The organism is Clostridium sp. chh4-2 (assembly GCF_002899675.1).
In the GTDB taxonomy this organism is placed as follows: domain Bacteria; phylum Bacillota; class Clostridia; order Lachnospirales; family Lachnospiraceae; genus CHH4-2.
Genome location: NZ_PKUU01000027.1, coordinates 13,308 through 35,820, shown reverse-complemented (window position 1 = coordinate 35,820; position 22,513 = coordinate 13,308). Strand labels below are relative to the sequence as shown.

General features: G+C 47.1%; 18 protein-coding genes. All 18 read right to left on the bottom strand.

Features of this window, described 5'->3' with window-relative positions; genetic code table 11:
- Positions 1 to 12: 12 nt before the first annotated feature.
- Positions 13 to 1,296 (bottom strand): serine--tRNA ligase, encoded by a 1,284-nt coding sequence (serS, locus tag C0033_RS22540; protein WP_103230180.1) that lies wholly within the window; start codon positions 1,294 to 1,296, stop codon positions 13 to 15.
- A 393-nt stretch (positions 1,297 to 1,689) separates the two neighbouring features.
- Positions 1,690 to 2,520, bottom strand: a complete 831-nt coding sequence (locus C0033_RS22535) for a pyridoxamine kinase (RefSeq protein WP_103230179.1) — start codon at positions 2,518 to 2,520, stop codon at positions 1,690 to 1,692.
- A 25-nt stretch (positions 2,521 to 2,545) separates the two neighbouring features.
- Positions 2,546 to 3,139, bottom strand: a complete 594-nt coding sequence (locus C0033_RS22530; protein ID WP_347501211.1) for an ECF transporter S component — start codon at positions 3,137 to 3,139, stop codon at positions 2,546 to 2,548.
- 95 nt (positions 3,140 to 3,234) lie between these two features.
- Entirely contained in the window at positions 3,235 to 3,891 is a 657-nt protein-coding gene (locus C0033_RS22525) for a thiamine diphosphokinase (protein WP_103230177.1), read from the bottom strand.
- Between the two features lie 31 nt (positions 3,892 to 3,922).
- Positions 3,923 to 4,588, bottom strand: a complete 666-nt coding sequence (gene rpe / locus C0033_RS22520; protein ID WP_103230176.1) for a ribulose-phosphate 3-epimerase — start codon at positions 4,586 to 4,588, stop codon at positions 3,923 to 3,925.
- A gap of 1 nt (position 4,589) precedes the next feature.
- Positions 4,590 to 5,468 carry a ribosome small subunit-dependent GTPase A gene (rsgA, locus tag C0033_RS22515; protein ID WP_103230175.1) on the bottom strand — a complete coding sequence of 293 codons (879 nt, stop codon included), beginning with the start codon at positions 5,466 to 5,468 and terminating at the stop codon, positions 4,590 to 4,592.
- A 17-nt stretch (positions 5,469 to 5,485) separates the two neighbouring features.
- Positions 5,486 to 7,585, bottom strand: a complete 2,100-nt coding sequence (gene pknB / locus C0033_RS22510; protein ID WP_103230174.1) for a Stk1 family PASTA domain-containing Ser/Thr kinase — start codon at positions 7,583 to 7,585, stop codon at positions 5,486 to 5,488.
- Positions 7,579 to 8,322, bottom strand: a complete 744-nt coding sequence (locus C0033_RS22505) for a Stp1/IreP family PP2C-type Ser/Thr phosphatase (protein WP_103230173.1) — start codon at positions 8,320 to 8,322, stop codon at positions 7,579 to 7,581. The genes pknB and C0033_RS22505 overlap by 7 nt, the downstream gene beginning before the upstream one ends.
- 6 nt (positions 8,323 to 8,328) lie before the next feature.
- Positions 8,329 to 9,369 carry a 23S rRNA (adenine(2503)-C(2))-methyltransferase RlmN gene (rlmN, locus tag C0033_RS22500; protein ID WP_103230172.1) on the bottom strand — a complete coding sequence of 347 codons (1,041 nt, stop codon included), beginning with the start codon at positions 9,367 to 9,369 and terminating at the stop codon, positions 8,329 to 8,331.
- 2 nt (positions 9,370 to 9,371) lie between these two features.
- Complete coding sequence (gene rsmB, locus C0033_RS22495; RefSeq protein WP_103230171.1) at positions 9,372 to 10,700, bottom strand: 16S rRNA (cytosine(967)-C(5))-methyltransferase RsmB; 1,329 nt, start codon at positions 10,698 to 10,700, stop codon at positions 9,372 to 9,374.
- A complete protein-coding gene (locus tag C0033_RS22490; protein ID WP_103230170.1) occupies positions 10,693 to 11,385 on the bottom strand; it encodes a zinc metallopeptidase in 693 nt (230 codons plus the stop codon). Before C0033_RS22490 ends, rsmB begins: the two co-directional genes overlap by 8 nt.
- A 1-nt stretch (position 11,386) precedes the next feature.
- The gene (fmt, locus tag C0033_RS22485; protein WP_103230169.1) at positions 11,387 to 12,325 is read right to left on the bottom strand and encodes a methionyl-tRNA formyltransferase; all 939 of its coding nucleotides are present in this window, start codon (positions 12,323 to 12,325) and stop codon (positions 11,387 to 11,389) included.
- Positions 12,326 to 12,331: 6 nt separating this feature from the next.
- Positions 12,332 to 12,820, bottom strand: coding sequence for a peptide deformylase (def, locus tag C0033_RS22480; protein WP_103230168.1), 489 nt, complete (start codon positions 12,818 to 12,820; stop codon positions 12,332 to 12,334).
- A gap of 35 nt (positions 12,821 to 12,855) precedes the next feature.
- Positions 12,856 to 15,081: a primosomal protein N' gene (priA, locus tag C0033_RS22475; protein ID WP_103230167.1), complete on the bottom strand. Its 2,226-nt coding sequence runs from the start codon at positions 15,079 to 15,081 to the stop codon at positions 12,856 to 12,858.
- A 12-nt stretch (positions 15,082 to 15,093) separates the two neighbouring features.
- Positions 15,094 to 16,473, bottom strand: coding sequence for a UDP-N-acetylmuramoyl-tripeptide--D-alanyl-D-alanine ligase (gene murF / locus C0033_RS22470; protein WP_103230166.1), 1,380 nt, complete (start codon positions 16,471 to 16,473; stop codon positions 15,094 to 15,096).
- A 33-nt stretch (positions 16,474 to 16,506) separates the two neighbouring features.
- Positions 16,507 to 17,967, bottom strand: a complete 1,461-nt coding sequence (locus C0033_RS22465; RefSeq protein ID WP_103230233.1) for a UDP-N-acetylmuramoyl-L-alanyl-D-glutamate--2,6-diaminopimelate ligase — start codon at positions 17,965 to 17,967, stop codon at positions 16,507 to 16,509.
- 84 nt (positions 17,968 to 18,051) lie between these two features.
- Positions 18,052 to 19,722, bottom strand: a complete 1,671-nt coding sequence (locus C0033_RS22460; protein ID WP_103230165.1) for a formate--tetrahydrofolate ligase — start codon at positions 19,720 to 19,722, stop codon at positions 18,052 to 18,054.
- Between the two features lie 46 nt (positions 19,723 to 19,768).
- Positions 19,769 to 22,438 carry a DNA translocase FtsK gene (locus tag C0033_RS22455; RefSeq protein WP_103230164.1) on the bottom strand — a complete coding sequence of 890 codons (2,670 nt, stop codon included), beginning with the start codon at positions 22,436 to 22,438 and terminating at the stop codon, positions 19,769 to 19,771.
- Positions 22,439 to 22,513: the final 75 nt, after the last annotated feature.

The window sequence follows — 22,513 nt, the reverse complement described above, 5'->3', positions numbered from 1 at the left end:
CCATGCATTCTTTTATTTTTTTCTGATTGCAGTCATTCCGCCCATATAAGGCTGAAGAGCTTTAGGAATGCTTACGCTTCCGTCTGCCTGCAGATTGTTCTCCAAAAATGCGATCAGCATTCTCGGCGGAGCCACAACCGTGTTGTTGAGCGTATGGGCAAAATATTTTCCTTTTTCACCGTTAACGCGGATCTTTAAGCGGCGGGCCTGAGCATCTCCTAAATTGGAGCAGCTGCCCACTTCGAAATACTTTTTCTGTCTTGGAGACCATGCTTCCACATCCACGGATTTCACTTTTAAGTCGGCAAGATCACCGGAACAGCATTCCAGGGTCCGAACCGGAATATCCAGAGAGCGGAACAGGTCTACGGTGTTCTGCCATAATTTATCATACCACATCATGCTGTCTTCCGGCTTGCAGACAACGATCATCTCCTGCTTTTCAAACTGATGAATGCGGTAAACGCCGCGCTCTTCCAGGCCGTGAGCGCCTTTTTCCTTACGGAAGCAAGGGGAATAGCTTGTCAATGTTTTCGGCAGTGTTTCTTCCGGAAGAATGGTATCGATGAATTTACCGATCATGGAATGTTCGCTGGTTCCGATCAGGTACAGGTCTTCTCCTTCGATCTTATACATCATGGCATCCATCTCAGCAAAGCTCATAACGCCGGTTACCACTTCACTTCTGATCATAAAAGGCGGTACGCAGTATGTGAAACCGCGGTCAATCATAAAATCTCTCGCATAAGAGATAACAGCGGAATGAAGTCTGGCAATATCCCCCATCAGATAATAAAAGCCGTTTCCAGCTACTTTTCTTGCGCTGTCCAAATCGATGCCGTCAAAGCTTTCCATGATCTCCGTATGGTAAGGAATCTCGAATTCCGGCACAACCGGCTCTCCATAGCGTTCAACTTCCACATTTTCACTGTCGTCTTTTCCGATCGGAACGCTTGGATCGATGATGTTCGGAATGGTCATCATAATTTTCTTGATCTTCGCTTCCAGTTCCGTCTCTTTTTCTTCCAGCTCTGCCAAACGTGAGGAATCAGCATTTACCTTTGCTTTTAACTCTTCTGCTTCTTCCTTTTTGCCCTGTCCCATCAAAGCTCCGATCTGCTTTGAGATTTTATTGCGTTCCGCTCTTAAACTATCCGCTTCAGACTTTGCAGCTCTATTTTCAGCGTCTAATGCGATCACTTCATCAACCAATTCTAATTTACTATCTTGAAACTTGTTTTTGATATTCTGCTTTACTATCTCAGGGTTCTCTCTGACAAACTTTAAATCTAACATAATTTTCCTCCTAATTCTATACCGCGGCCCCATAGCGGCATATAAAATGTAGTATAATCATACGTGAGTATACTACATTTTAAGCACAAATGAAAGACCTTTTTCCCTTGAGTAATCTTATTTCGTAACAATTCAGCCTTCCGATGCCTGTGCCGGTTCCGCCAGTTTCCATGGACTTTCCTGTTCCGGTTTCGGGCATAAGCACTTCTAAACGTACAGGATTTTTCTAAAAGCCAAGGGAAATGTCCAAACTCGCTCACGCTCAAACAGGTGGACATTTCCCTTGAACGAAAAATTCTGTGCGTTAAGAATTGCTAATACCCTGCAAAGTCACAGGAAAGTCCATGAAAACTGGCGGAACCGGCACAGGCATCGGAAGGCTGAATTGTTATCTTATTTCATCAGCAAAAAGAGCATTTCTTCCAGGCAGACTCCATTGTTTACCGGAATATTCAATTCTTCCGATTTCAGGATACAGGCTTTTACAAAACCGGCCGATTTCCTGACGGCGGTTAAAAGATCTTCTCCCCTGAGCAGGCTGGCCGCCGTAATTGCGGAAAAGATGTCCCCTGTTCCAGGGCGTTCGCGGCCTACCCGTTTCATCTTCTGAAACCTGATTTCTTCTCTTTGGGCGATCACATTTACTAAAAATCCGCCTTCATTTACTCCGGTGATCACAGCCTGTTTTGGTCCTATCTCCAAAAGTTTTAAAGCCATATCCCTAAGCTCTTCCCTTTTCCATCCGTCCTTTTTGTACTCGGTTCCCGTTAAGATGCAGGCTTCCGTAAGGTTCGGTGTGGCCATATCTCCGTAAGATACCAGTTCTCTCATCCGGCTGCACATCTGTGCATTAAACGTTTTATAGGGCTTTCCGTGATCCCCCATGATGGGATCGATAATCACCTTGGTAGTCTCCCCCTTAAAATCCCGTATCATACCGGTAACGATCTCAATCTGGCTCTCAGAACCTAAAAATCCTGTCAAAATCCCGTCAAATGAAAGCTCCAGCTGTTTCCATACATTAAGATACGGCACCATATGCTCCGTATAATCCTGAAAATAGCAGGCGGGAAAAGCCAGGTGATTGGACAAGATTGCAGTCGGCACAGGACATGCCTGAACTTTCAGAGCCGATACAACAGGAATAGCCGCTGTTAATGAACAACGGCCATACCCTGATAAATCATTGATTATTGCTAATTTTTTCTGGTGATAAGTATTCATATGAACTCCACATCCGGCGGATTCATCAGTCGATATGGAAGAATAATCCGGCCTTTTTAAGCACCGGCCTTACCGCCATATATACGAACACAACGACAAAGGTTCCTGCAACTGCATTGATAAACGTAACGCCTGCCGCCCAGGTCGACATGATTTTCGCCGCTGACGCCTCCACTCCTAACACATAATTTTTGTAAAAATAACCCACAATCGGGTCCATGATAACATTAAAGCCCAGCGCCAGAATGGAAGCGATCAGCGTCCATTTAAGCACGTATTTAGGATTGTGATTATCCGTAATATGGGCGATCTTATGTGCCACAAAACCGGCGATCAGTCCGATACACAATTTAAGGATAAATGTTTTCGGCGCGCTGGTAATATAAACCGGGTCCAGAATATCCGCGATGGTCATTCCCAAAGCTCCTGCCACGCCGCCGTAAACTCCGCCTAATAAAAGCGCCGCTAATACACAGAATGCATTTCCGATATGAAGCGCAACCATATCCCCGCCAAAGGTGGGAATCGGAATCTTTAAAAAGGTAAATGCCACATAGCATAAAGCCGCCATCAATGCTGTAATCACAATCTTATAAACTTTTTCATTCTCTTTGTTAATCATCGTCTGCTCTCCCTTGCAACTTAATTTTCCCTATCATAGCATGCAAGTGGATTGCTATAAATATCCAGTTGGTTATTTTTTAACCATGCCAGTTAATCTTTCGATTCCACACAGACCAGGATACCGCTGTCAAATTCGATACTTCCTACTTCCCCGGTCAGCTCATTGCTGACGCACAAGCCGGATTCCCGGCCGATTGTGATATTTTTTTTGTTAAGGGGATATTTAAAACCCTTTAATGTGATGCCGGTCACCCGCTCTGTAAATGGAATAAAAGAGATGTATTTTCCCCAAGTCGAGGATTTGATAAATGTCTTACCCTGTAAAAGCAGGTACAGGCAGTTCTGGGGATCGACGATCCGACCGGCCATCCCCAGCTCATGACAGTAATAAAGAAGATGGATATTGGCCAGCAGATGATCCAGCCTGCCTCCGGTTGCTCCTAAAAGAAGCACTTGTGTACATCCCAGTCTGGCCGCCGTAGCCAGCGCCAGTTCCGTGTCCGTCTCGTCCTTTTCCGGTTTGTGGATATCCCAGGCCGCACCGCAGGCCCTCTTCCTGTATTCATCCACAATTTCAGGGGCGGCCGTATCAAAATCGCCTACAATGGCATCCGGCTTCAGCCCCAGCTCTTTTACAGCGCTCAGGCCCCCGTCCACTGCGATCATCTTATCAAATTGATAGTTCTCCAATAAAGAAGCAGCGAAAGCCTGGTCAAGGCTTCCGCCGGTAAGAATCAAACCGTTCATTTATCCTCACATTCTGCCGCAAAACGGCCTTCTATGCTTCTTCCCATTCCTTGAAAATATCTAAAAACGCCTTCGTATTTGCAGCCGCATCGCCGTTAAATACAGCGGAACCGGCAACGAATATATTAGCGCCCGCCTCCATCAGGGTTTTCACATTCCCGGTTGTAACGCCTCCGTCCACCTGAATATCCGTAGACAGCCCCATTTCCCGGCATTTAGCCCTTAAAGAGCGGATCTTGTCCAGCGTATAGGGAATGAATTTCTGGCCGCCAAATCCCGGATTTACGGTCATCAAAAGCACCATGTCCAATTCCGGAAGAACGTAATCCAATACACTGAGCGAAGTAGCCGGATTTAATGCCACTCCAACCTTTAAGCCGGCTTCCTTAATCTGGTTCACTGTGCGGTCTAAATGGACGCAAGCCTCCGCATGGACACAGATCAGATCCGCTCCGGCCTTTTTCATATCATCCACATAGCGGCCCGGCTCTTCCACCATCATGTGAACGTCAAACACCTTTTTTGTACAGCTTCTAAGGCTGGCGATCACAGGCATTCCAAAGGAAATGCTGGGCACATAGGCGCCGTCCATCACGTCGATATGAATGTACTGGGCTCCTGCCGCATCCACAGCCTGTACCTGTTTCCCTAATTCCTTAAAATCCGCCGCCAAAATAGATGGTGCTAAACAAAACATATTAATATCTCCTTCTGTCCTTTAATTCCTGATACATCAAGCGGTAATTTTCATAGCGGCTGGGGCTGATTCTTCCCTCTTCCACCGCCTGCTTGACCCCACAGATCTTTTCTCCGATATGGACGCAGCCTAAAAATTTGCATTCGTCTTCATAATCCTGGAATTCAGGAAAATAATCCTTCAATTCTTCTGCTTCCATATTTTCCACAAACATGGAACTGAATCCGGGCGTATCCATGGTATAAGTATTTTTTTCAATATAAAACAGCTGGGAATGCCTTGTGGTATGCTTTCCTCTTTGAATCTTCTCGCTGATTTCACCGGTCTCCATGCCTGCTTCCGGCTGAATCATATTGATGAGAGACGATTTTCCAACGCCTGACGGGCCGGCCAAAACCGTAGTTTTTCCCCGGAGAAGTCCCCGGATCATATCGATCCCCGTTTCCTCATACGCGCTGGAAAAGAGAACCTCGTACCCGGCAGGTTCATAGATCTTTCTGTATTTTTCTATAATCGCTTCATCTGAAAGATCCACTTTATTGAATAGAATTGAAACCGGAACCTCTGCATATTTCATCATAACCAAAAAACGGTCCAGAAGATTTAAGTTGGGCTCCGGGTGAAGAATGGAAAACACCACGAGGGCCTGATCCACATTGGCCACAGCCGGGCGGATCAGACTGTTTTTCCGGGGCAGAATCTGATCGATGTTTCCCTCACATTCCGCCTCGTCGAGAATGGTGATCTCCACATTATCCCCTACCAGAGGTTTTATCTTTTTATTTCTGAAAATTCCTTTTGCCTTACATTCGTATACGGTTTTATTCCCATCGTGTACATAATAGAATCCGGCGATTCCCTTTATAATTTTTCCTGTCATTCACATTCCATCCTGAACTAATCCATCACTATAAATGTTACCGGGTAAGATTTCAGCACCGCGTCCGTATTGGTTTCCACAATTTCCACCACACCGTCGGTCACGCCCTTGGCGCCTTCAATAACCGGTAAATTCACAGGAAGCGTAATGTTGCCGCTCAGCGTCTGAGGCTGCATCAGCGTTTTGTACTCAGTTTCCCCATTTACCACCTGTTTTAAACGGATCATGATGGTAACGCTGGTAGTTCCCGAGCCTGGCCCGATCAGATTGCTCAAATCATAGGTTTCATTCAAGGAGGCGATATAACGCCTGTTATCCTCTTCCGGTCCGGTGCTCACCACATAGGAAACAGAAGCGCCTTCCGGCATCTGGCTGTTGGCAGTCTCCACCTGACGGATTACCACGCCGGCTTCAACCGTATCGCTGGATTCTGTGGTCGCCTGGCCCGGAACAAAACCGGAATCCACAAGCATGCCGATGGCAATTTCTTCCATCTGCCCGGTAATATTGGGAACCGTCTTTAACGTCACGGCAGGGCCTGAACTGATATAGAGAGTGACATTCTCCCCTTCTTTCACATTTTGAGGATCATAACGGATCACTTTTCCTTTTTCTACGGTTTCGTTATTCTCTTCTACGGTGGATACCACCAGCTTTTTCGTCTCCAAAAGACGTTTTGCCGCTTCTCCTGTCAGTTCGGTCAGCTTCAGCTCCTCAAGATCAATTTTATTGGAACCGTTGCTTACGGTTACATTTACGGTTGAATACTTGGGAACCGGAGTTCCTGCCTTATTCTCCTGGGAAATCACATGTCCCTTTGCTACGGTATCCGAATCCTCATAACCCGCAATCTTCATGATAAGAGAGCTTTCTTTTAATTTTGTTTCAGCTAAATCCTCCGGCAGATCATACACATCCGGCATTGCAATTTCCGTATCTCCAAGAGTGGTTTCCGAGGTTACGCCGGTCTGGCTTTCCTGTGTCGGCTTTTTTCCCGAACCGAGATTAAAAATACCGCCCAGCTTCATCACCACAAAGATCAAAATAACCACGATGATAACAGCCACAGCCACTCCGGCCAATGTCATCAGTTTTTCAATCTTGGGATTGATATCGTCATCTCCCCCATTTTTCGGCTTATGTGAAGGGGGCTTTTGATGGTTTCTTATCACAGGTTCCGGCTCATAAGGCACCTGCTTCCGGCTTCCCTCTTTAATCTGTTCCATCTCTTCAGATGTAATTGGCCTGGTCTGCCCCTGGACTTCCGTCTGCCCGCTCTGTTTAACAAAATCCCGTTCCGGGGATACCAAGGCTTTTCTCAGATCGGCAATCAGCTCCATGGCCGAGGAATACCGGCGTTCCGGCCTTTTCTCCGTGCATTTTAAAATTATGTTTTCCAGACACTGAGGAATATCCGGATTGTATACACTCGGTCTCGTAATCGGCTCTTCCAGATGCGCCAGCGCCACAGTTACCGTATTGTCGCCTTCAAACGGCACACGGCCTGTAACCATCTCATACATGGTAATGCCCAGCGAATAGATATCGCTTCTGGCATCGCTGAGGCGGCCTCTGGCCTGCTCCGGCGATATATAATGAACGGAACCGATGGCCGTCGCTCCCTGGGTCTGAGCGCTTACAGCTCTTGCGATTCCAAAATCAGCTACTTTTACCTTGCCGTCCCGGTTGATAATAATGTTCTGAGGTTTTATATCCCGGTGAACTAATTTCTGTTCGTGGGCGGCGGCAAGTCCCTGAGCCACCTGGATCGAGATACCGATGGTCTCTTTGACCTCCAGATGACCTTTTTTTACTATGTACTTTTTAAGGGTGATCCCCTCTATCAATTCCATCACAATGTAGTGAAGATAATCCTCATCCACAACGTCATATACATTCACAATGTTGGGATGGGACAGTCCGGCGGCCGCCTGGGCCTCCATCTTGAATTTACTCACAAAATTAGCGTCTGTGCTGAACTCTTCTTTTAATACCTTAATTGCCACCAAACGGTTCAGTTTATGACATTTGGCCTTATAAACATCGGACATTCCGCCCGATCCGATTACATCTAAAATCTCATAGCGGTTCTGTAAAAATATACCGGTTTTTAACATGACCTCACCTCACTTAGCTGGGGGTCTATAAGAATAACTGCAATATTGTCCTTCCCTCCATGATGATTTGCCTCGCTGACCAGTTCCTCTGCTTTTTGCTTTAAGGTCTGGTCCGATGTTACGATGTGATGAATTTCTTCATCCGTTACCATATTGGAAAGCCCGTCGGAACACAGGAGAATATAATCTCCCGGACTCAGCGTCACTTCGAAAAAATCGATATTCAGAGCATCTTTTGTTCCAACTGCCCGTGTAATAATGTTCTTTTTCGCCTGATAATCCTCACTGCCGCGCTCCATCTTCCCTAAGGATACCATCTCTTCCACATAGGAATGGTCTTTAGTCACCTGGCGGATTCCATCGCTGATAAGATATAAACGGCTGTCGCCGATATTTGCCACATACAAAGTATCCTGATCCACAGTTGCAGCAACCAGGGTGGTTCCCATTCCGAATAACCGTTCATCCTTCATGGATTCCTCGTAAATTTCCCGGTTGATCTTCTGAATTCCCGATTCCAATGCGGGTACGATCCCGGGCTGTTCCTGATGTTCCATATATTCCACCAGCTGTTCCACCATATATCTGGATGCATAATCCCCCGCTTTATGGCCTCCCATGCCGTCTGCAACAATAAAAAGATTTGCCAATGAGCCGATTCCGGCCGATGAGGAAAAAATGTAATCCTGGTTCATGTTTCGGACTCTTCCCACATCTGTCAACGCATATGCCTGCATCTATCCTCATCCCTCCTTATCCATAAAACTTTTTCTAAGCTGTCCACAGGCTCCGTTAATATCCCGGCCCATTTCCCTTCTTATAGTAACATTAATTCCGTTTTTTTCAAGATAATTTTTAAATGCCTGTATGGCTTTCTGGTCCGACTGGACATAATCCCGTTCCTTTATGGGATTTACCGGGATCAGATTCACATGACCGTGCTGGTCTTTAATCAGACTGACAAGGGCCTTCGCTTCCTCCAGATTATCATTCACTCCGCTCACCAGGCTGTATTCAAAGGTGAGCCTCCGACCGGTTTTTAAGTAGTATTCCCGGCAGGCGCCCAATACCTCAGAAAGCTTATAGCTTTTTGCAATCGGCATCAGGCTTTTGCGCACCTCATCATTTGGCGCATGCAAAGACAAGGCCAGTGTGATCTGAAACTGTTCGTTAGCCAGCTTCTTAATTCCCGGCACAATGCCGCAGGTGGATACCGTTATATTTCTCTGGCTGATATTCAGCCCGTTTTCATCGGAAAGCAGGCGGATGAACTGAACCAGATTGTCATAGTTATCCATAGGCTCTCCGGAGCCCATCACAACCACATTTGATACGCGTTCCCCTGTGGAGGCCTGTATCCGGTATACCTGGTCAAGCATCTCTGAAGGCGTCAGATTGCGTTCCAAACCGTCCAGCGTGGAGGCGCAGAAACGGCAGCCCATCCGGCAGCCGACCTGGGAGGAGATGCATACGGAATTTCCGTGTTTATATTTCATCAGAACGCTTTCAATCACATTGCCGTCGCTGAGACGGAACAGATATTTTCTGGTTCCGTCTATTGCAGATACCTTCATATCCGCAGTTTCCAGGGATATCAGATCATAGTTTTCCCCCAATCGATCCCTCAGCGGTTTAGGCAGATTGGTCATCTCATCAAAACCGGATACCAGCTTTACATGCATCCACTGATAGATCTGTTTTGCGCGAAATGACTTTTCTCCAAGGTCTGCGATTTCCTTTGTTAAATTTTCCAGGTTTAATGACTTAATATCTTTCTTTTCCATATCTATCTTCTGCGGAATACCGACAAAAAGAAGCCATCGCAGGGATGGATGCCAGGAAGAAGCTGGATAAAGCCTTCTTTCATGGATTCTTCTTTCAGGTTATCCCCTAACCGTCCTTCTATATTGACTGGTTCAAATGGGTAATGTTCCCTGAACCATCTCACATTTTCTTCATTTTCCTTGGAATTGATCGTGCAGGTGCTGTAGATCAGATATCCGCCCGGTTTGACATACTGCCAGACCACCGATAAAATCTCTCTCTGAAGCCCGGCCAGATCTTCCGCCTTTTCTTTTGTCATATTGATCTTAATATCCGGCTTTTTCCCCATAATTCCCAGGCCGGAACACGGCAGATCCGCAAAAAGGACATCCGCTTTTTCCACAGAATCCTGATCCGGCTCCAAAGCGTCCTGAACCTTTGCCTGAATATTGGTAAAACCGGTACGGCTGATATTCTCTCTGATCATACCCACCTTTTGTTCGCTCAGATCCCTGACATCCACCATTCCGGTTCCCTTTAACCGGTCTGCCACATGAAGGCTTTTTCCTCCCGGAGCGCCGCATACGTCAATCACATAATCTCCCGGCTTTAACGGAGCCGCCTGGGCTACGAAACTGGAGCTCATATCCTGTACCTGAATCCAGCCGCTTGTATAAGCGTTCAGCCCTTCCAGATAATCATATTCCGAAAGGAATAAAATAATATCAGAATAAGCAGAAGTTTCAATCTGAACCTTCTGCTCTTTTAAACTTTCCGTAATCTGTTCTTTGGAAGCTTTGTCCAAATTGCAGCGCACTGCCAGCTTGGACGGCTTCAAAAAGGACTGAGCCATGGCTGTGATCGTTTCCTGATCGTATCGTTCCTTCCACATCTCCAAGATCCATTCAGGAATTGAATACCGCACGGAATCGGAGGGCCATACAAAGCTCTCTTTCTGGCGGGAAATATTTCTCAAAACTCCGTTTACAAATCCCTTCAGGCCCTGAAACTTTCTTTTCACAGCCAGTTTCACGGCTTCGTCGCAGGCTGCGGAATCCGGCACACGGTCCATGTACATGATCTGGTACACAGACATGCGCAGGATCGTCCGTATCACCGGCTTCATCTTCTTCACTTTTACTTTTGAAAGCTGATTGATCATATAATCGATCTGAATCAGGTATTCTAAAGTTCCATCCACAATTCTTGTGATGAAGGAACGCTCCTGTTTATCCAGATACTGATATTTGTTCAAAGCCTGTCTTAGCACAATATGGCTGTATTCTTTATTTTCCAGTATTTCATAAAGCACATCGAGTGCAATTTCTCTGCTGTTTACCGATTTAGTCACGGTCTCTTCTTCCTCCAAACAGGATTAATAAACGAAGCAGCTGTAATACAGAGGCTGCTACGGCCGCCACATAAGTGAGCGCTGCGGCTCCAAGCACTTTCTTGGTGTGTTCCAGCTCTGAATCCTGCAAAATTCCGGTCTCTCCCAACAGCTTAACCGCTCTGGAAGAAGCGTTGAATTCCACCGGAAGGGTGATGACCTGAAACAGAACCACCAGCACAAACATCCAGATTCCGACCTCAATAAAGGAGGTGAATCCGATTAAAAGACCGATTACGATCAACGGCAGGGAAATCTTGCCGCCGAAATTGGCGATCGGAACAAATGCTCCTCTGATCTTCAACGGAGCATAGCCCACATTATCCTGAATCGCATGGCCGCATTCATGGGCCGCAACTCCGATGGAAGCCACAGACATGGAGCCGTAAACGGCCTCTGACAAATTAAGGGTTTTGTTTCTTGGATCATAGTGGTCTGTAAGCTGTCCCGGTACGGAACGCACCGTTACATCATAGATTCCCTGGGAATTGAGAAGGCGTTTTGCAGCCTCCGCTCCGGTCATCCCGGTCATGCTGCGCACTTTAGAATACTTGCTAAAGGTGGACTGTACCCTGGACGACGCCCACATGGACAGCATAGCTCCGATAAGCACTAAAATCATCGTTGGATCATAATAATAAAACATGTTACTCTCTCCTTTCCAATACGGTGCCGCATTCCACGGCATAGCCTCTTAAAAAAGAGGAAATATCCATCCGTTTCTTTCCTTCCAGCTGTAATTCTTTAATGGACAGAGCCTTGTCCCCTGTCTTCACTAAAAGGGAATTGGAATCACAGGCCACAACCTGTCCCGGTTTTGCCTCCTGGTTCCACTCTGCCACTTCTGCCGACCAGATCTTCAGCGTCTTTCCATTCCACATGGTATAGGCGCTGGGCCACGGATTCAATCCCCGCACCAAGCGTTCGATGGCCTCCGCTGAGGCGTTCCAGTCGATATCTCCCAAAGTCTTGGTGAGCTTGCCGACATAACAGGTTCCTTCCTCTGGCTGCGGAATCGGCACAATGGTTTTCTTTTCAAGCCCTTCCAGTGTGGACAAAATCAATTTTGCCCCCGCCTGGCTCAGTTTATCATGAAGGCTTCCGCCCGTTTCATCTTTATCAATGGGGACAATCGTTTTTTCCAGCATATCGCCCGTGTCAATCCCTTCGTCCATCATCATGGTAGTTATGCCGGTTTCTTTTTCCCCGTTGATAACCGCCCATTGGATCGGTGCCGATCCCCTGTACTTTGGAAGCAGGGATGCATGGATATTCACACAGCCAAGCTTTGGAATATCCAAAATAGCTTTTGAAATAATCTGGCCAAATGCGACCACAACAATAGCGTCCGGCGCTAACTCTTCAATGATTTTTATAAACTGGGGATCCCTGACCTTTACCGGCTGGTAAACCGGTATCTGGTACTCCAATGCTTTTTCCTTAACAGGAGTCATTGATACCTCTTTTCCTCTCCCCTTGGGTTTATCCGGCTGTGTTACCACAGCTGCTACTTCATGGCCTGCATTCACCAGTGAAACTAAAACATTCACAGAAAAATCAGGTGTTCCCATAAAAACTATACGCATTGCGATCTACTCCTCTTCTACTTCCTCTTCTTCAGCCTCTACATCCATAAGTTCGCCTTCGACCAGTTCCACATAAAGCTGTCCGTTCAGATGAGCGCATTCGTGGCAGATTGCCCGGGCTAACAGCCCTTCACCCTCTAAAACGTATTCTTCCAAATTCTCGTTCAGCGCTTTTACCTTAACATGATCCGGCCTTGTGACGGTTCCCACCTTACCCGGCACGCTTAAACATCCTTCCGGCCCGGTCTGGCTTCCCTCTTCTTCTATAATTTCAGGATTGATCAGCACATACTGATTGCCGTCTTCCACATCGATCACTACAATCTGTTTTAAAACGCCTACCTGAGGAGCGGCAAGTCCCACACCACAGGCCTCATACATGGTTTCAAACATATCTTCAATCAGTTCAGCGGTCCTTGGAGTCATCGCCTTCACTGTTTTGCATTTTTTTGTTAAAATTTCATCTCCAATGGTTCTAATCTTTCTTACTGCCATAATTCCCCTCATTCTGCCGCAAAGGCGGATTCTATTTATGAAAAATCGTATTGGATCATGACCTGGGCAAAAAAAGCATCTTCTTTCATCTTTAGTTCCAGTCTGTCCCTAATTTTAATTAGTATATCATAATTTCCGTGTTTCAAATATAAAATTTTTCTGTATATATCATTAACTTTGTATACAGATGCCTCTACAGGTCCGGTTATCTGTATATTCTCCGGCTTTTCCTCCGCTTCCGCCCACTCAGCCAGCCTTTTTGCAGCATGGTTCAATTCTTCTTCCGACTTGGAAGACAGCTGGATTGTCAAAAGCCTGCAGGACGGAGGATATTTCATCAGGCTGCGAAACGCCATCTCTTCCTGATAGAAGGACTCATAATCCTGTTTTGCAGCCGCCTGAATGCTGTAATGTTCCGGATTGTAGGTCTGGATAATCACATTTCCCCCTTTATTCCCTCTTCCGGCGCGCCCGGCCGCCTGGGTCAGAAGCTGAAAGGTCCGTTCCCCGGCCCGGTAATCGGACGTGTACAAAGAAAGGTCGGCAGCGATTGCGCCCACCAGTGTTACATTGGGAAAATCATGGCCTTTTACAATCATCTGGGTTCCGATGAGTATATCAGCTCCCCCTTCTGCAAATTTTGCCAGAATTTCTTCATGGCCTCCCTTTTTCGAAGTGGTATCCAGATCCATTCTAAGGATTCTGGCATCCGGAAACATCTTGGCTGCCATCATCTCCAGTTTCTGCGTTCCCACTCCAAAATTAGCAATATAAGGGGAACCGCAGGATGGGCATTTCTTGGGCAGCGGAATCTGATATCCGCAGTAATGGCAGACCAGCTGATCGTTCTTATGAAGGGTCAGCGTCACGTCGCAATGGGGACATTTGATGGCCTCGCCACAGGAGCGGCAAGATACGAAATTCGCATACCCGCGCCGGTTGATGAATAAAATCACCTGTTCCTTTTTTTCCAGTCTGTCCTGAATCAGGCGCTGAAGCTCCCTGCTGAATACAGATTTATTGCCTTCCTTCAGTTCCTGTCTTAAATCTACAACAGAAACCTGGGCCATACTGCTGTTTTCCACCGCCCGGCGGGTTAACTGATACAGCCGGTACTCTCCCTGAACCGCTCTCACATATGCATCCAAAGAAGGGGTTGCAGAGCCTAACACGACGCTGGCTTTACACATTCCGGCGATCTCAACCGCCACTTCCCTGGCGTGATAGCGGGGAGACACCTCGCTTTTATAGGCGCCTTCGTGCTCTTCGTCTATGATAATCAGCCCCGGATCTGAAAATGGGGTGAAAAGAGCCGACCTGGGGCCGATCATAATGTCAATCTCCCCCCGTTTTGCCCGTTCAAACTGGTCATACCGCTCCCCTGCCGACAGTCTGGAATTGATAATGGAAACCCTGTCGCCAAACTGCCGGTAAAAGCGCATTACGGTCTGATAGGTCAGGGCGATTTCAGGAATCAGTACGATCACCTGTCTTCCCCTGCTTATGACGTGGCGGATCAGCTCCATATAGACTTCCGTTTTTCCGCTTCCCGTAACGCCTTTTATCAGACTCGTTCCGTGGATACCCATATTATAATCACGAATAAAGGCATCCACAATCTGCTGCTGTTCCTCATTGAGCACCTTTCGTACCAAATCCTGCTCTCCGGCGTGAATTGGGTTGCGGTAGCTGGTCTCTGATACGATGGTAAGCATCTGCTTTTCTTCCATGGCCTTTATGGTCGGCGGTGAAAATTTCATCTTCATTACCGCTGTTTCATAAGGAATTTCCTGCCTTTGCCGGAATAATCCCAAAAGACGCGCCCTGGCCTTATAGTTTTTACGTTCCGCTTCGGCAATCGCCTGCTCTAGCTGTTCGTCGTCCAGAATGCAGCGCAGAATTCTCTTTTCTTTTGCCTTCACCTGCTGTTTTACCGGAAGAACGGTCTTTAAAGCCTGATTCATGGTGGAACCGTAATGTTCCTTCATCCACCAGGCCAGCCTTATAAGGCGGGATTCGGCTGTCACACCGCCGTCTACCAGGCCGCAAATCTCCTTCATCTTGAGAGGATCATATTCCGCCTGATCCGTAACCTCCACCACATATCCCTTTCTGACATGGTTGCCCATGCCAAAGGGAATGCGGACCTGAACTCCGGCTCCGATCCGGTCTTCCAAGGCTTTTGGAATCCTATACTGGAATGTCTTATCTACTTTTTCATGTGAAATATCAATTATTACATTGGCATATGCCTTTGCCATTCTTTCACCTGTCTATTCTGATTTTTTCTTTAAATAGCAGCCGGAAATCTCTCCCAGGTTCATGCTGTTTGATCCCTTAAAAAGGACTGCGTCTCCTGCCTTCAGTTCTCCGTCCAAATATTCCTTTAACGCATTTTTTTCTTCGAACCGGAGTACTTTAATCTCAGTGTTATTCTGTGTGATTCCGTCGGCAATATACTTTGCCAGTTCGCCTAATACGGCCACTGTGTCGACCGGCTTTTGGCTTATGTAGGCTCCCACCTCATAATGGAACTCAGAAGCATTTTCTCCCAGCTCTTTCATATCCGCTAAAACAGCAATTTTTCTGCCCGGATTTTGAATGGAGAGAAGAACGTCAATCCCTGCCTTCATGGAAACCGGGCTGGCATTGTACGTATCGTCAATTACAGTAATTCCGTTTACGGTATCAATCTGCTGCCGGTTTTTAAAACCGGTAAACCGGCCTAACGTTTCACCGGCTTTTTCCATCGGAACACCGTACTCACAGGCGGCTGCAAGGGCGGCCATAGCATTGAGCACATTGTGCATTCCCATGATGCTCAGCTGAATTTCGGCCTTCTGGTCTCCGTGAACCGCCATGAAATGCGGATATCCGTTCTCCAAGCGGATGTCCACGGCACGGTAATCGCAATTTTCTCCCGTTCCGTAGTATAAAGTTCTGAACCCTTCTCTTCCCTTTGTATTCATGAGCATGTCGTCATCGCCGTTGAGAAGCAGAATTCCTCCCGGTTTTAATCCGTCCTGGATGGTCATCTTTTCCCGGTAGATATTTTCCCGGCTTCCCAGCTGCTCGATATGGGTCACTCCGATATTGGTCACCACCGCCATATCAATCCGGGCGATTTGGGCGATTATGGTAAGCTCACCCGGCTCGCTCATTCCAAGCTCAATCACGCCGATCTCGTCTTCTTTTGTAATTTCCGATATGGTGATCGGAACTCCAACCTGGCTGTTGTGGTTTCCCGGGGTTTTATATACTTGGTATCCCGCGGACAGGGCGGCGGCAATCATCTCTCTTGTAGTCGTTTTACCTACGCTTCCGGTCACGCCGATCAAAGGGAGACTGAGCCGTTTTCTATAATAGCGCCCAATATCCTGAAGCGCCTTTTTTGTGTCCTTCACACGGATATATGGATGAAGTGACTCTGCGCTGTCATGTTCGCTAGTGAGCACAGCCGCCGCTCCATTCTCAAGCGCCTGGCCGATGAAGCGGTGGGCATCCACCTTTTCGCCGATCAGCGGAACAAACAGGGCGCTTCCCTTCATTGACCTGGAATCAATGCTGATATGGTCCAGGGAAAGTTCCGGTTCTCCGCAAAGCAGAGTTCCATTGGTTGCTTCCACTATATCTTTTACTGTTATCCCTTCCATAGCTCTCCTCATTTCTGCACGGCTTCCGGCTTTTTATAATTTGCTCACCACTTCTTCGATCACCGCACGGTCTAAAAACGGGTATCTTACACCGTTAATCTCCTGGTAATCCTCGTGGCCTTTTCCGATAACGGCTATCATATCGCCGGGCTCCGCATGGGTGATGCTGTACTCGATGGCCTCTCTCCGGTCCGGAATCTCAATAAAATTCCCGCCTGTCTTTTCAATGCTGCCGCGGATGTCCGCTATGATATCTTCCACCTTTTCGAATCTGGAATTGTCAGCGGTAATAATACATAAATCCGCCAGACGGCCGCCGATTTCACCCATGGAATACCTTCTGTCCTTGGAACGGTTTCCGCCGCATCCAAACACGCAGACAAGGCGCTTTGGATTATAGTCTCTGAGAGTGTTTAAAAGACTTTCCATGCTCACCGCATTATGGGCATAATCCACAATTACGGTGCACCTTTGCGAAGCATAGACGATTTCCATTCTTCCGTTGACGCTCAGATGTTCCAGCGCATGACAGATCTTATCCTTTGGAAGGTCTAAAAAGCTGCATACACTGACTGCCGCAAGGGCGTTGTAAACATTAAACCGTCCCGGGATATTTACCTTCAGTTCAATCTCATACTCTCCTGTCACTTTAAAATCCAGTCCCACAAAATCAGTTTCTGCCACATAGCGGATATCCTTTGCCATGAACGAAGCGTCCTGATCCAGGCTGAACGTATGACAGATACAGGAGGCGCTGCGGATAATCTCTTCATAATGCGCATCGTCCCGGTTTACAATCCCTATCCTGCAGCGGTTCAGCAGCTGGGACTTGTAATACAGATATTCCTCAAAATCCGCATGTTCATCCGGACCGATGTGATCCGGTGAAATGTTGGTAAACAGTCCATAGTCAAAGAAAATCCCGTCCACCCGGTGCATTTTAAGCCCCTGTGAAGAGACTTCCATAATCATATATTCACATCCGGCTTCCACCATCTTAGAAAAATATTCCTGCAGTTCATAGGATTCCGGGGTGGTATTTCTGGTCGGATAAGTCTCTCCTCCGATCACCGCTCCGTTGGTTCCGATCATCCCCACTTTTTTGCCTGCCGTCTCTAAAATCGCCTTAATCATATGGGTGGTGGTGGTTTTTCCCTTTGTTCCGGTCACTCCGATTGTGGTCATCTTTTCAGCCGGGTAGCCGAACCGGGCCGCCGACAAAAGAGCCAGCGCCTTTCTGGAATTATCCACACGGATCACCGTAATCCCGTCCGGAAGGTTTTCCAAATCCTTTTCTATTACTATAGCTTTTACGCCCTTTTGAACCACATCATCTATAAAATCATGGGAATCGATTCTGGATCCCATCATACAGACAAATACCGTCTCATCCTTTGCTTTTCTGGAATCATAAATTACGTCTCCCACTTCCAGATCCAGAGTTCCCTGAAGCAGTTTATATTCCATCTTATCTAACCATTGGATTAGTTTCATATCTACCTCGCAGTCTTTTCTTCTACCTAAATTCACGTTTTGGCCTGATCAGGGACGGAAGATCACATCCTCCGTCCCTGTCTATTAGAATAACCCTACAATTACTCCGTCGTCATTGACATCAATATTATCTGCTGCCGGTTTTTTCGGCAGTCCCGGCATGGTCATGATGGCTCCTGTCAGCACGACTACGAAACCGGCGCCCGCCGAAACGTAGACATCTCTGACATTGATCTCAAAACCGGTCGGACGGCCAAGCTTTGTCTGGTCATCCGACAGAGAATACTGAGTTTTTGCCATACAGACCGGAAAACTTCCAAATCCCATCTCTTCGATCTGTTTTAATGCTTTATTGGCAGCCGGGGCATAAGTCACGCCGTCCGCTCCGTAAATCTCCGTTGCTACCGTATGGATCTTATCTTTCAGGCTCATGTCATCCGGATAAATCGGATGATAGCAGCTTTCCTTATTCTCCAGAGTATAAAGCACTTTCTTTGCCAGCGCTTCTCCTCCTTCCCCGCCTTTTGCCCAAACTTCCGAAAGGGCGAACTCGCATCCTCTTTCTTCGCAGAAATTCTTAATGAATTCATATTCCGCTTCTGTGTCGGAAGTGAAGGAATTCAGGGTAACGACAACAGGAACTCCGTATTTCTGTATATTTTCAATATGTTTTTCCAGATTGACGATGCCTTTTGACAGGGCTTCCAGATTCTCTGTATTCAGCTCGGTCTTAGGTACGCCTCCATTGTACTTGAGGGCACGCACAGTTGCCACTAAAACTACGGCATCCGGCTTTAATCCGGCCTTGCGGCATTTGATATCCAGGAATTTTTCTGCGCCCAGATCGGCTCCGAACCCTGCTTCCGTAACTACGATATCGGCCAGTTTCAGAGCTGTCTTTGTTGCTCTCACGCTGTTGCAGCCATGGGCGATGTTGGCAAATGGGCCGCCGTGAACCACAGCCCCCGTATGCTCCAGGGTCTGAATCAGATTTGGCTTAATGGCATCTTTTAAAAGCGCCGCCATGGCGCCAACCGCATTCAGTTCTCCGGCGGTAACCGGCTCTCCGGAATAATTATATGCAACAATAATCTTACTTAGGCGTTCTTTTAAATCATTCATGTCATTGGCCAAGCAGAGAATGGCCATAATCTCGGATGCGACTGTGATTACGAAGTGATCTTCACGCACCACGCCGTCCGCTTTGCTTCCAAGGCCTACCACTACATTACGAAGAGCGCGGTCATTCATATCCAGACAGCGTTTCCATAAGATCTGGCGGGTATCGATTCCAAGGGCATTGCCCTGCTGGATATGGTTGTCCAAGAGTGCTGCCAGCAGATTGTTGGCCGAAGTAATCGCATGGAAATCTCCGGTAAAATGAAGATTTAAGTCCTCCATCGGAACAACCTGAGCATATCCGCCGCCGGCCGCTCCTCCTTTAATGCCGAAACAGGGTCCTAAAGACGGCTCTCTCAAAGCAATCATAGTCTTTTGTCCCAATCTTGACAGTGCATCTCCAAGTCCTACGCTGGTGGTTGTCTTGCCTTCTCCTGCAGGAGTTGGGTTGATGGCAGTTACCAAAACAAGCTTTCCGTCCGGACGGTCTTTCACTTCTCCCCACAGTTCGTCTGTAAGTTTGGCTTTATATTTGCCGTATAATTCCAGATCATCTTCTGAAATCCCGTATGCTGCTGCCACTTCTTTAATCGGCAGCATTGTAGCTTCCTGTGCAATCTGAATATCTGTTTTCATCTTCCTGTGCCTCCTCTTTCCTTATGATTCATTGGCGATCAAACGGTCATCCATTTCCTGTCAAATCGTCAAATTCCTCCATGGTCATCAAAACTTTTCTCGGTTTTGTTCCCTCTTCCTCGCCGACCACTCCGGCTTCCGCCAGCTGGTCCATGATGCGGGCCGCCCGGTTAAATCCGATCTTAAACATTCTCTGCAGCATTCCGATAGATGCCTTTTCTTTTTCTATGATGAACTTTCCTGCCTGAACGAAATACTCGTCCCTGTCATTTCCTCCGGATTGGCCCGGAGCCGAAGACGGGGCGGCAATCTGGCTTTCAATATCCGGATTATACTCCGCAGTCAACTCCTGCTGAGTTAAAAATTCAACAACCTGAGACACTTCCTGATCCGATACGAATGCGCCCTGAACACGAAGCGGTTTCTGGTATCCGGCAGGATAAAACAGCATATCGCCTTTTCCCAGCAGTTTTTCAGCTCCGTTCATATCTATGATCGTTCTGGAATCCACACCGGAGGAAACAGAAAATGCGATTCTGGACGGCACATTTGCCTTAATTAATCCGGTGATGACATTGACGGACGGACGCTGTGTCGCAATTACCAGATGGATTCCCGCAGCACGGGCCAACTGGGCCAGACGGCAGATGGAATCTTCCACCTCTCCCGGAGCTACCATCATAAGATCCGCCAGCTCGTCCACAATGATAACGATCTGCGGCAGTTTTTTCGGCTTGTTCTCATCCTCTATGTCTTTGATATTCTCAACCTTTGCATTATACCCTTTTAAATCCCTGACGTTATAATCCGCAAACTTCTTGTAACGGTCCGTCATCTCGGCAACCGCCCAGTTCAGTGCGCCGGACGCCTTTTTCGGATCGGTGACAACCGGAATCAAAAGATGGGGAATTCCATTATAAACGCTTAATTCAACCACCTTAGGGTCAATCATGATCATCTTCACATCTTCCGGACTGGTTTTATAGATAATACTCATGATCAGCGTATTGATGCAGACGGATTTACCAGATCCGGTAGCGCCCGCAATCAAAAGATGGGGCATCTTGGCAATATCGGTGACAACGACCTGTCCGCCGATATCCTTACCGACCGCAAAGGACAATTTGGACGCACTGTCTTTAAATTCCTTAGCTTCCAAAAGATCCCGGAGAAATACCATGTTATTCTCCTTATTGGGAACTTCAATTCCAACCGCTGATTTTCCCGGTATGGGCGCTTCAATACGGATATCCGCAGCCGCTAAGCTCAGTTTAATATCATCGGAAAGACCTACGATCTTGCTAACCTTAACCCCCTGTTCCGGATGCAGTTCATAGCGGGTTACGGATGGACCGCAGCTGATATTGGTCACGGTAACTCCCACCCCGAAATTCTGAAGTGTCTGCTGTAATTTAATTGCAGTTTCCTTATATTCTTTTTCAGAAAAAGAACCGTTGTTCTTCGTGCCTTTTTTGAGAAGATCAAAGGGAGGGAACTTGTATTCCTTTTTCACCTTCGCTTCAGCCTGTTTAATCTCATCCTGAACGCTGGTTTCTCCTGCTTCTCTCGCTTCCTTAACTTCTTCTCTTTTCTTCACTAACTTTTTCTGAAGCGCTTCCGTATCCGTCTCTATGATCTTGCCGGAAGCTGTCACAACCCGTTTTGTCTCTTCCGGTATGGAAAAGCCGGTCATATCCATCTCTTCCAGAGTTTTATTTTCTTTTCTTACAAAGATCTCCTCGGGTTCATCAAATCCGCATAATCCGCCGATAAATTCATCTTCCCCATCCACATCAAACGGCACCGTATCCTCGTCTATGTACTCCGGCGGTACAGCAATACTTCCGGTAAATAAATCCGCCTGGCGCTGCTTAACAGGTTCCGGTTCCAAAACCGGCTCCGGCATTCCGGTGATAACAGGTTCTGAAAATGCTTCCGGCATATCATCCGCCTCTTCCTCCGGTTCCGGCATAAGAGCGGCCGCAGGTTCCATCAGCTTTGTGGAATCCAAGTTAACGCCACGCACCCTCTGCTCTTCCCGCAGGCGTTTTTTCTCCTCCTGGCGCTCTGCATGGATCTCCCTGCGCCTTCCAATATCTTCTTTTGCATGCTGGTATGCCTTATCCCCGCCTTTTTTTACAACGGAAACAAAGGAGCGCTCCGTAATGATCACTCCGCATATAATGAAAAGCACGATGAGAATCAGATAAGTTCCAACCGTTCCAACGGCCGATTTTAACGCATAGGTGAGCATACCGCCGATCCATCCGCCTCCCATGCCGCTGGAAGCCGACGCTTTATAAAATTGCGCCATTCCCTGACCTTCCTGATAAGAGCCGAACAGAAGCTGTGACAGCCCGCACAACGTGAGAACAGCAGCGATTACCGCTGCCAGTTTTAAAACCGCAATTGGATTGCCCTTGTTGGACATATAAAAGCATGTCCCCACAAACAGCAGCAAAGGGAATACAAAGCCCACCATGCCAAAAATCCCCAACTGCACACTTCGTAAGAAGTCTCCTGCCATTCCGCACAGCTTAAAATTGCTCAAAAATAAAAGCACAGAAATTGCAAATGAAACAATTAAGATTACTTCTGCGCGTATAAAGCTATCATTCTGCTGTGTTTTTTTCACACTCGTCTGTTTCTTTGGTCTTCCTGCCGGACGTTTTGCGCCCGTTGATGCTTTTGTCTGTTTCTTTCCTGTTGATGCCACGAAAACCAAACCTCCTTAATTTAAACCATTGAACATAGTATACAAAAAAAAATTAAGAAATGCAAGAAAATCCAA

Excerpts from the sequence above, each read along its gene's own strand:
- serS (WP_103230180.1), bottom strand. The coding sequence starts at position 1,296 with ATGTTAGATTTAAAGTTTGTCAGAGAGAACCCTGAGATAGTAAAGCAG.
- C0033_RS22535 (WP_103230179.1), bottom strand. The coding sequence starts at position 2,520 with ATGAATACTTATCACCAGAAAAAATTAGCAATAATCAATGATTTATCA.
- C0033_RS22525 (WP_103230177.1), bottom strand. The coding sequence starts at position 3,891 with ATGAACGGTTTGATTCTTACCGGCGGAAGCCTTGACCAGGCTTTCGCT.
- rpe (WP_103230176.1), bottom strand. The coding sequence starts at position 4,588 with ATGTTTTGTTTAGCACCATCTATTTTGGCGGCGGATTTTAAGGAATTA.
- rsgA (WP_103230175.1), bottom strand. The coding sequence starts at position 5,468 with ATGACAGGAAAAATTATAAAGGGAATCGCCGGATTCTATTATGTACAC.
- pknB (WP_103230174.1), bottom strand. The coding sequence starts at position 7,585 with ATGTTAAAAACCGGTATATTTTTACAGAACCGCTATGAGATTTTAGAT.
- C0033_RS22505 (WP_103230173.1), bottom strand. The coding sequence starts at position 8,322 with ATGCAGGCATATGCGTTGACAGATGTGGGAAGAGTCCGAAACATGAAC.
- rlmN (WP_103230172.1), bottom strand. The coding sequence starts at position 9,369 with ATGGAAAAGAAAGATATTAAGTCATTAAACCTGGAAAATTTAACAAAG.
- C0033_RS22490 (WP_103230170.1), bottom strand. The coding sequence starts at position 11,385 with ATGTTTTATTATTATGATCCAACGATGATTTTAGTGCTTATCGGAGCT.
- fmt (WP_103230169.1), bottom strand. The coding sequence starts at position 12,325 with ATGCGTATAGTTTTTATGGGAACACCTGATTTTTCTGTGAATGTTTTA.
- def (WP_103230168.1), bottom strand. The coding sequence starts at position 12,820 with ATGGCAGTAAGAAAGATTAGAACCATTGGAGATGAAATTTTAACAAAA.
- priA (WP_103230167.1), bottom strand. The coding sequence starts at position 15,081 with ATGGCAAAGGCATATGCCAATGTAATAATTGATATTTCACATGAAAAA.
- murF (WP_103230166.1), bottom strand. The coding sequence starts at position 16,473 with ATGGAAGGGATAACAGTAAAAGATATAGTGGAAGCAACCAATGGAACT.
- C0033_RS22465 (WP_103230233.1), bottom strand. The coding sequence starts at position 17,967 with ATGAAACTAATCCAATGGTTAGATAAGATGGAATATAAACTGCTTCAG.
- C0033_RS22460 (WP_103230165.1), bottom strand. The coding sequence starts at position 19,722 with ATGAAAACAGATATTCAGATTGCACAGGAAGCTACAATGCTGCCGATT.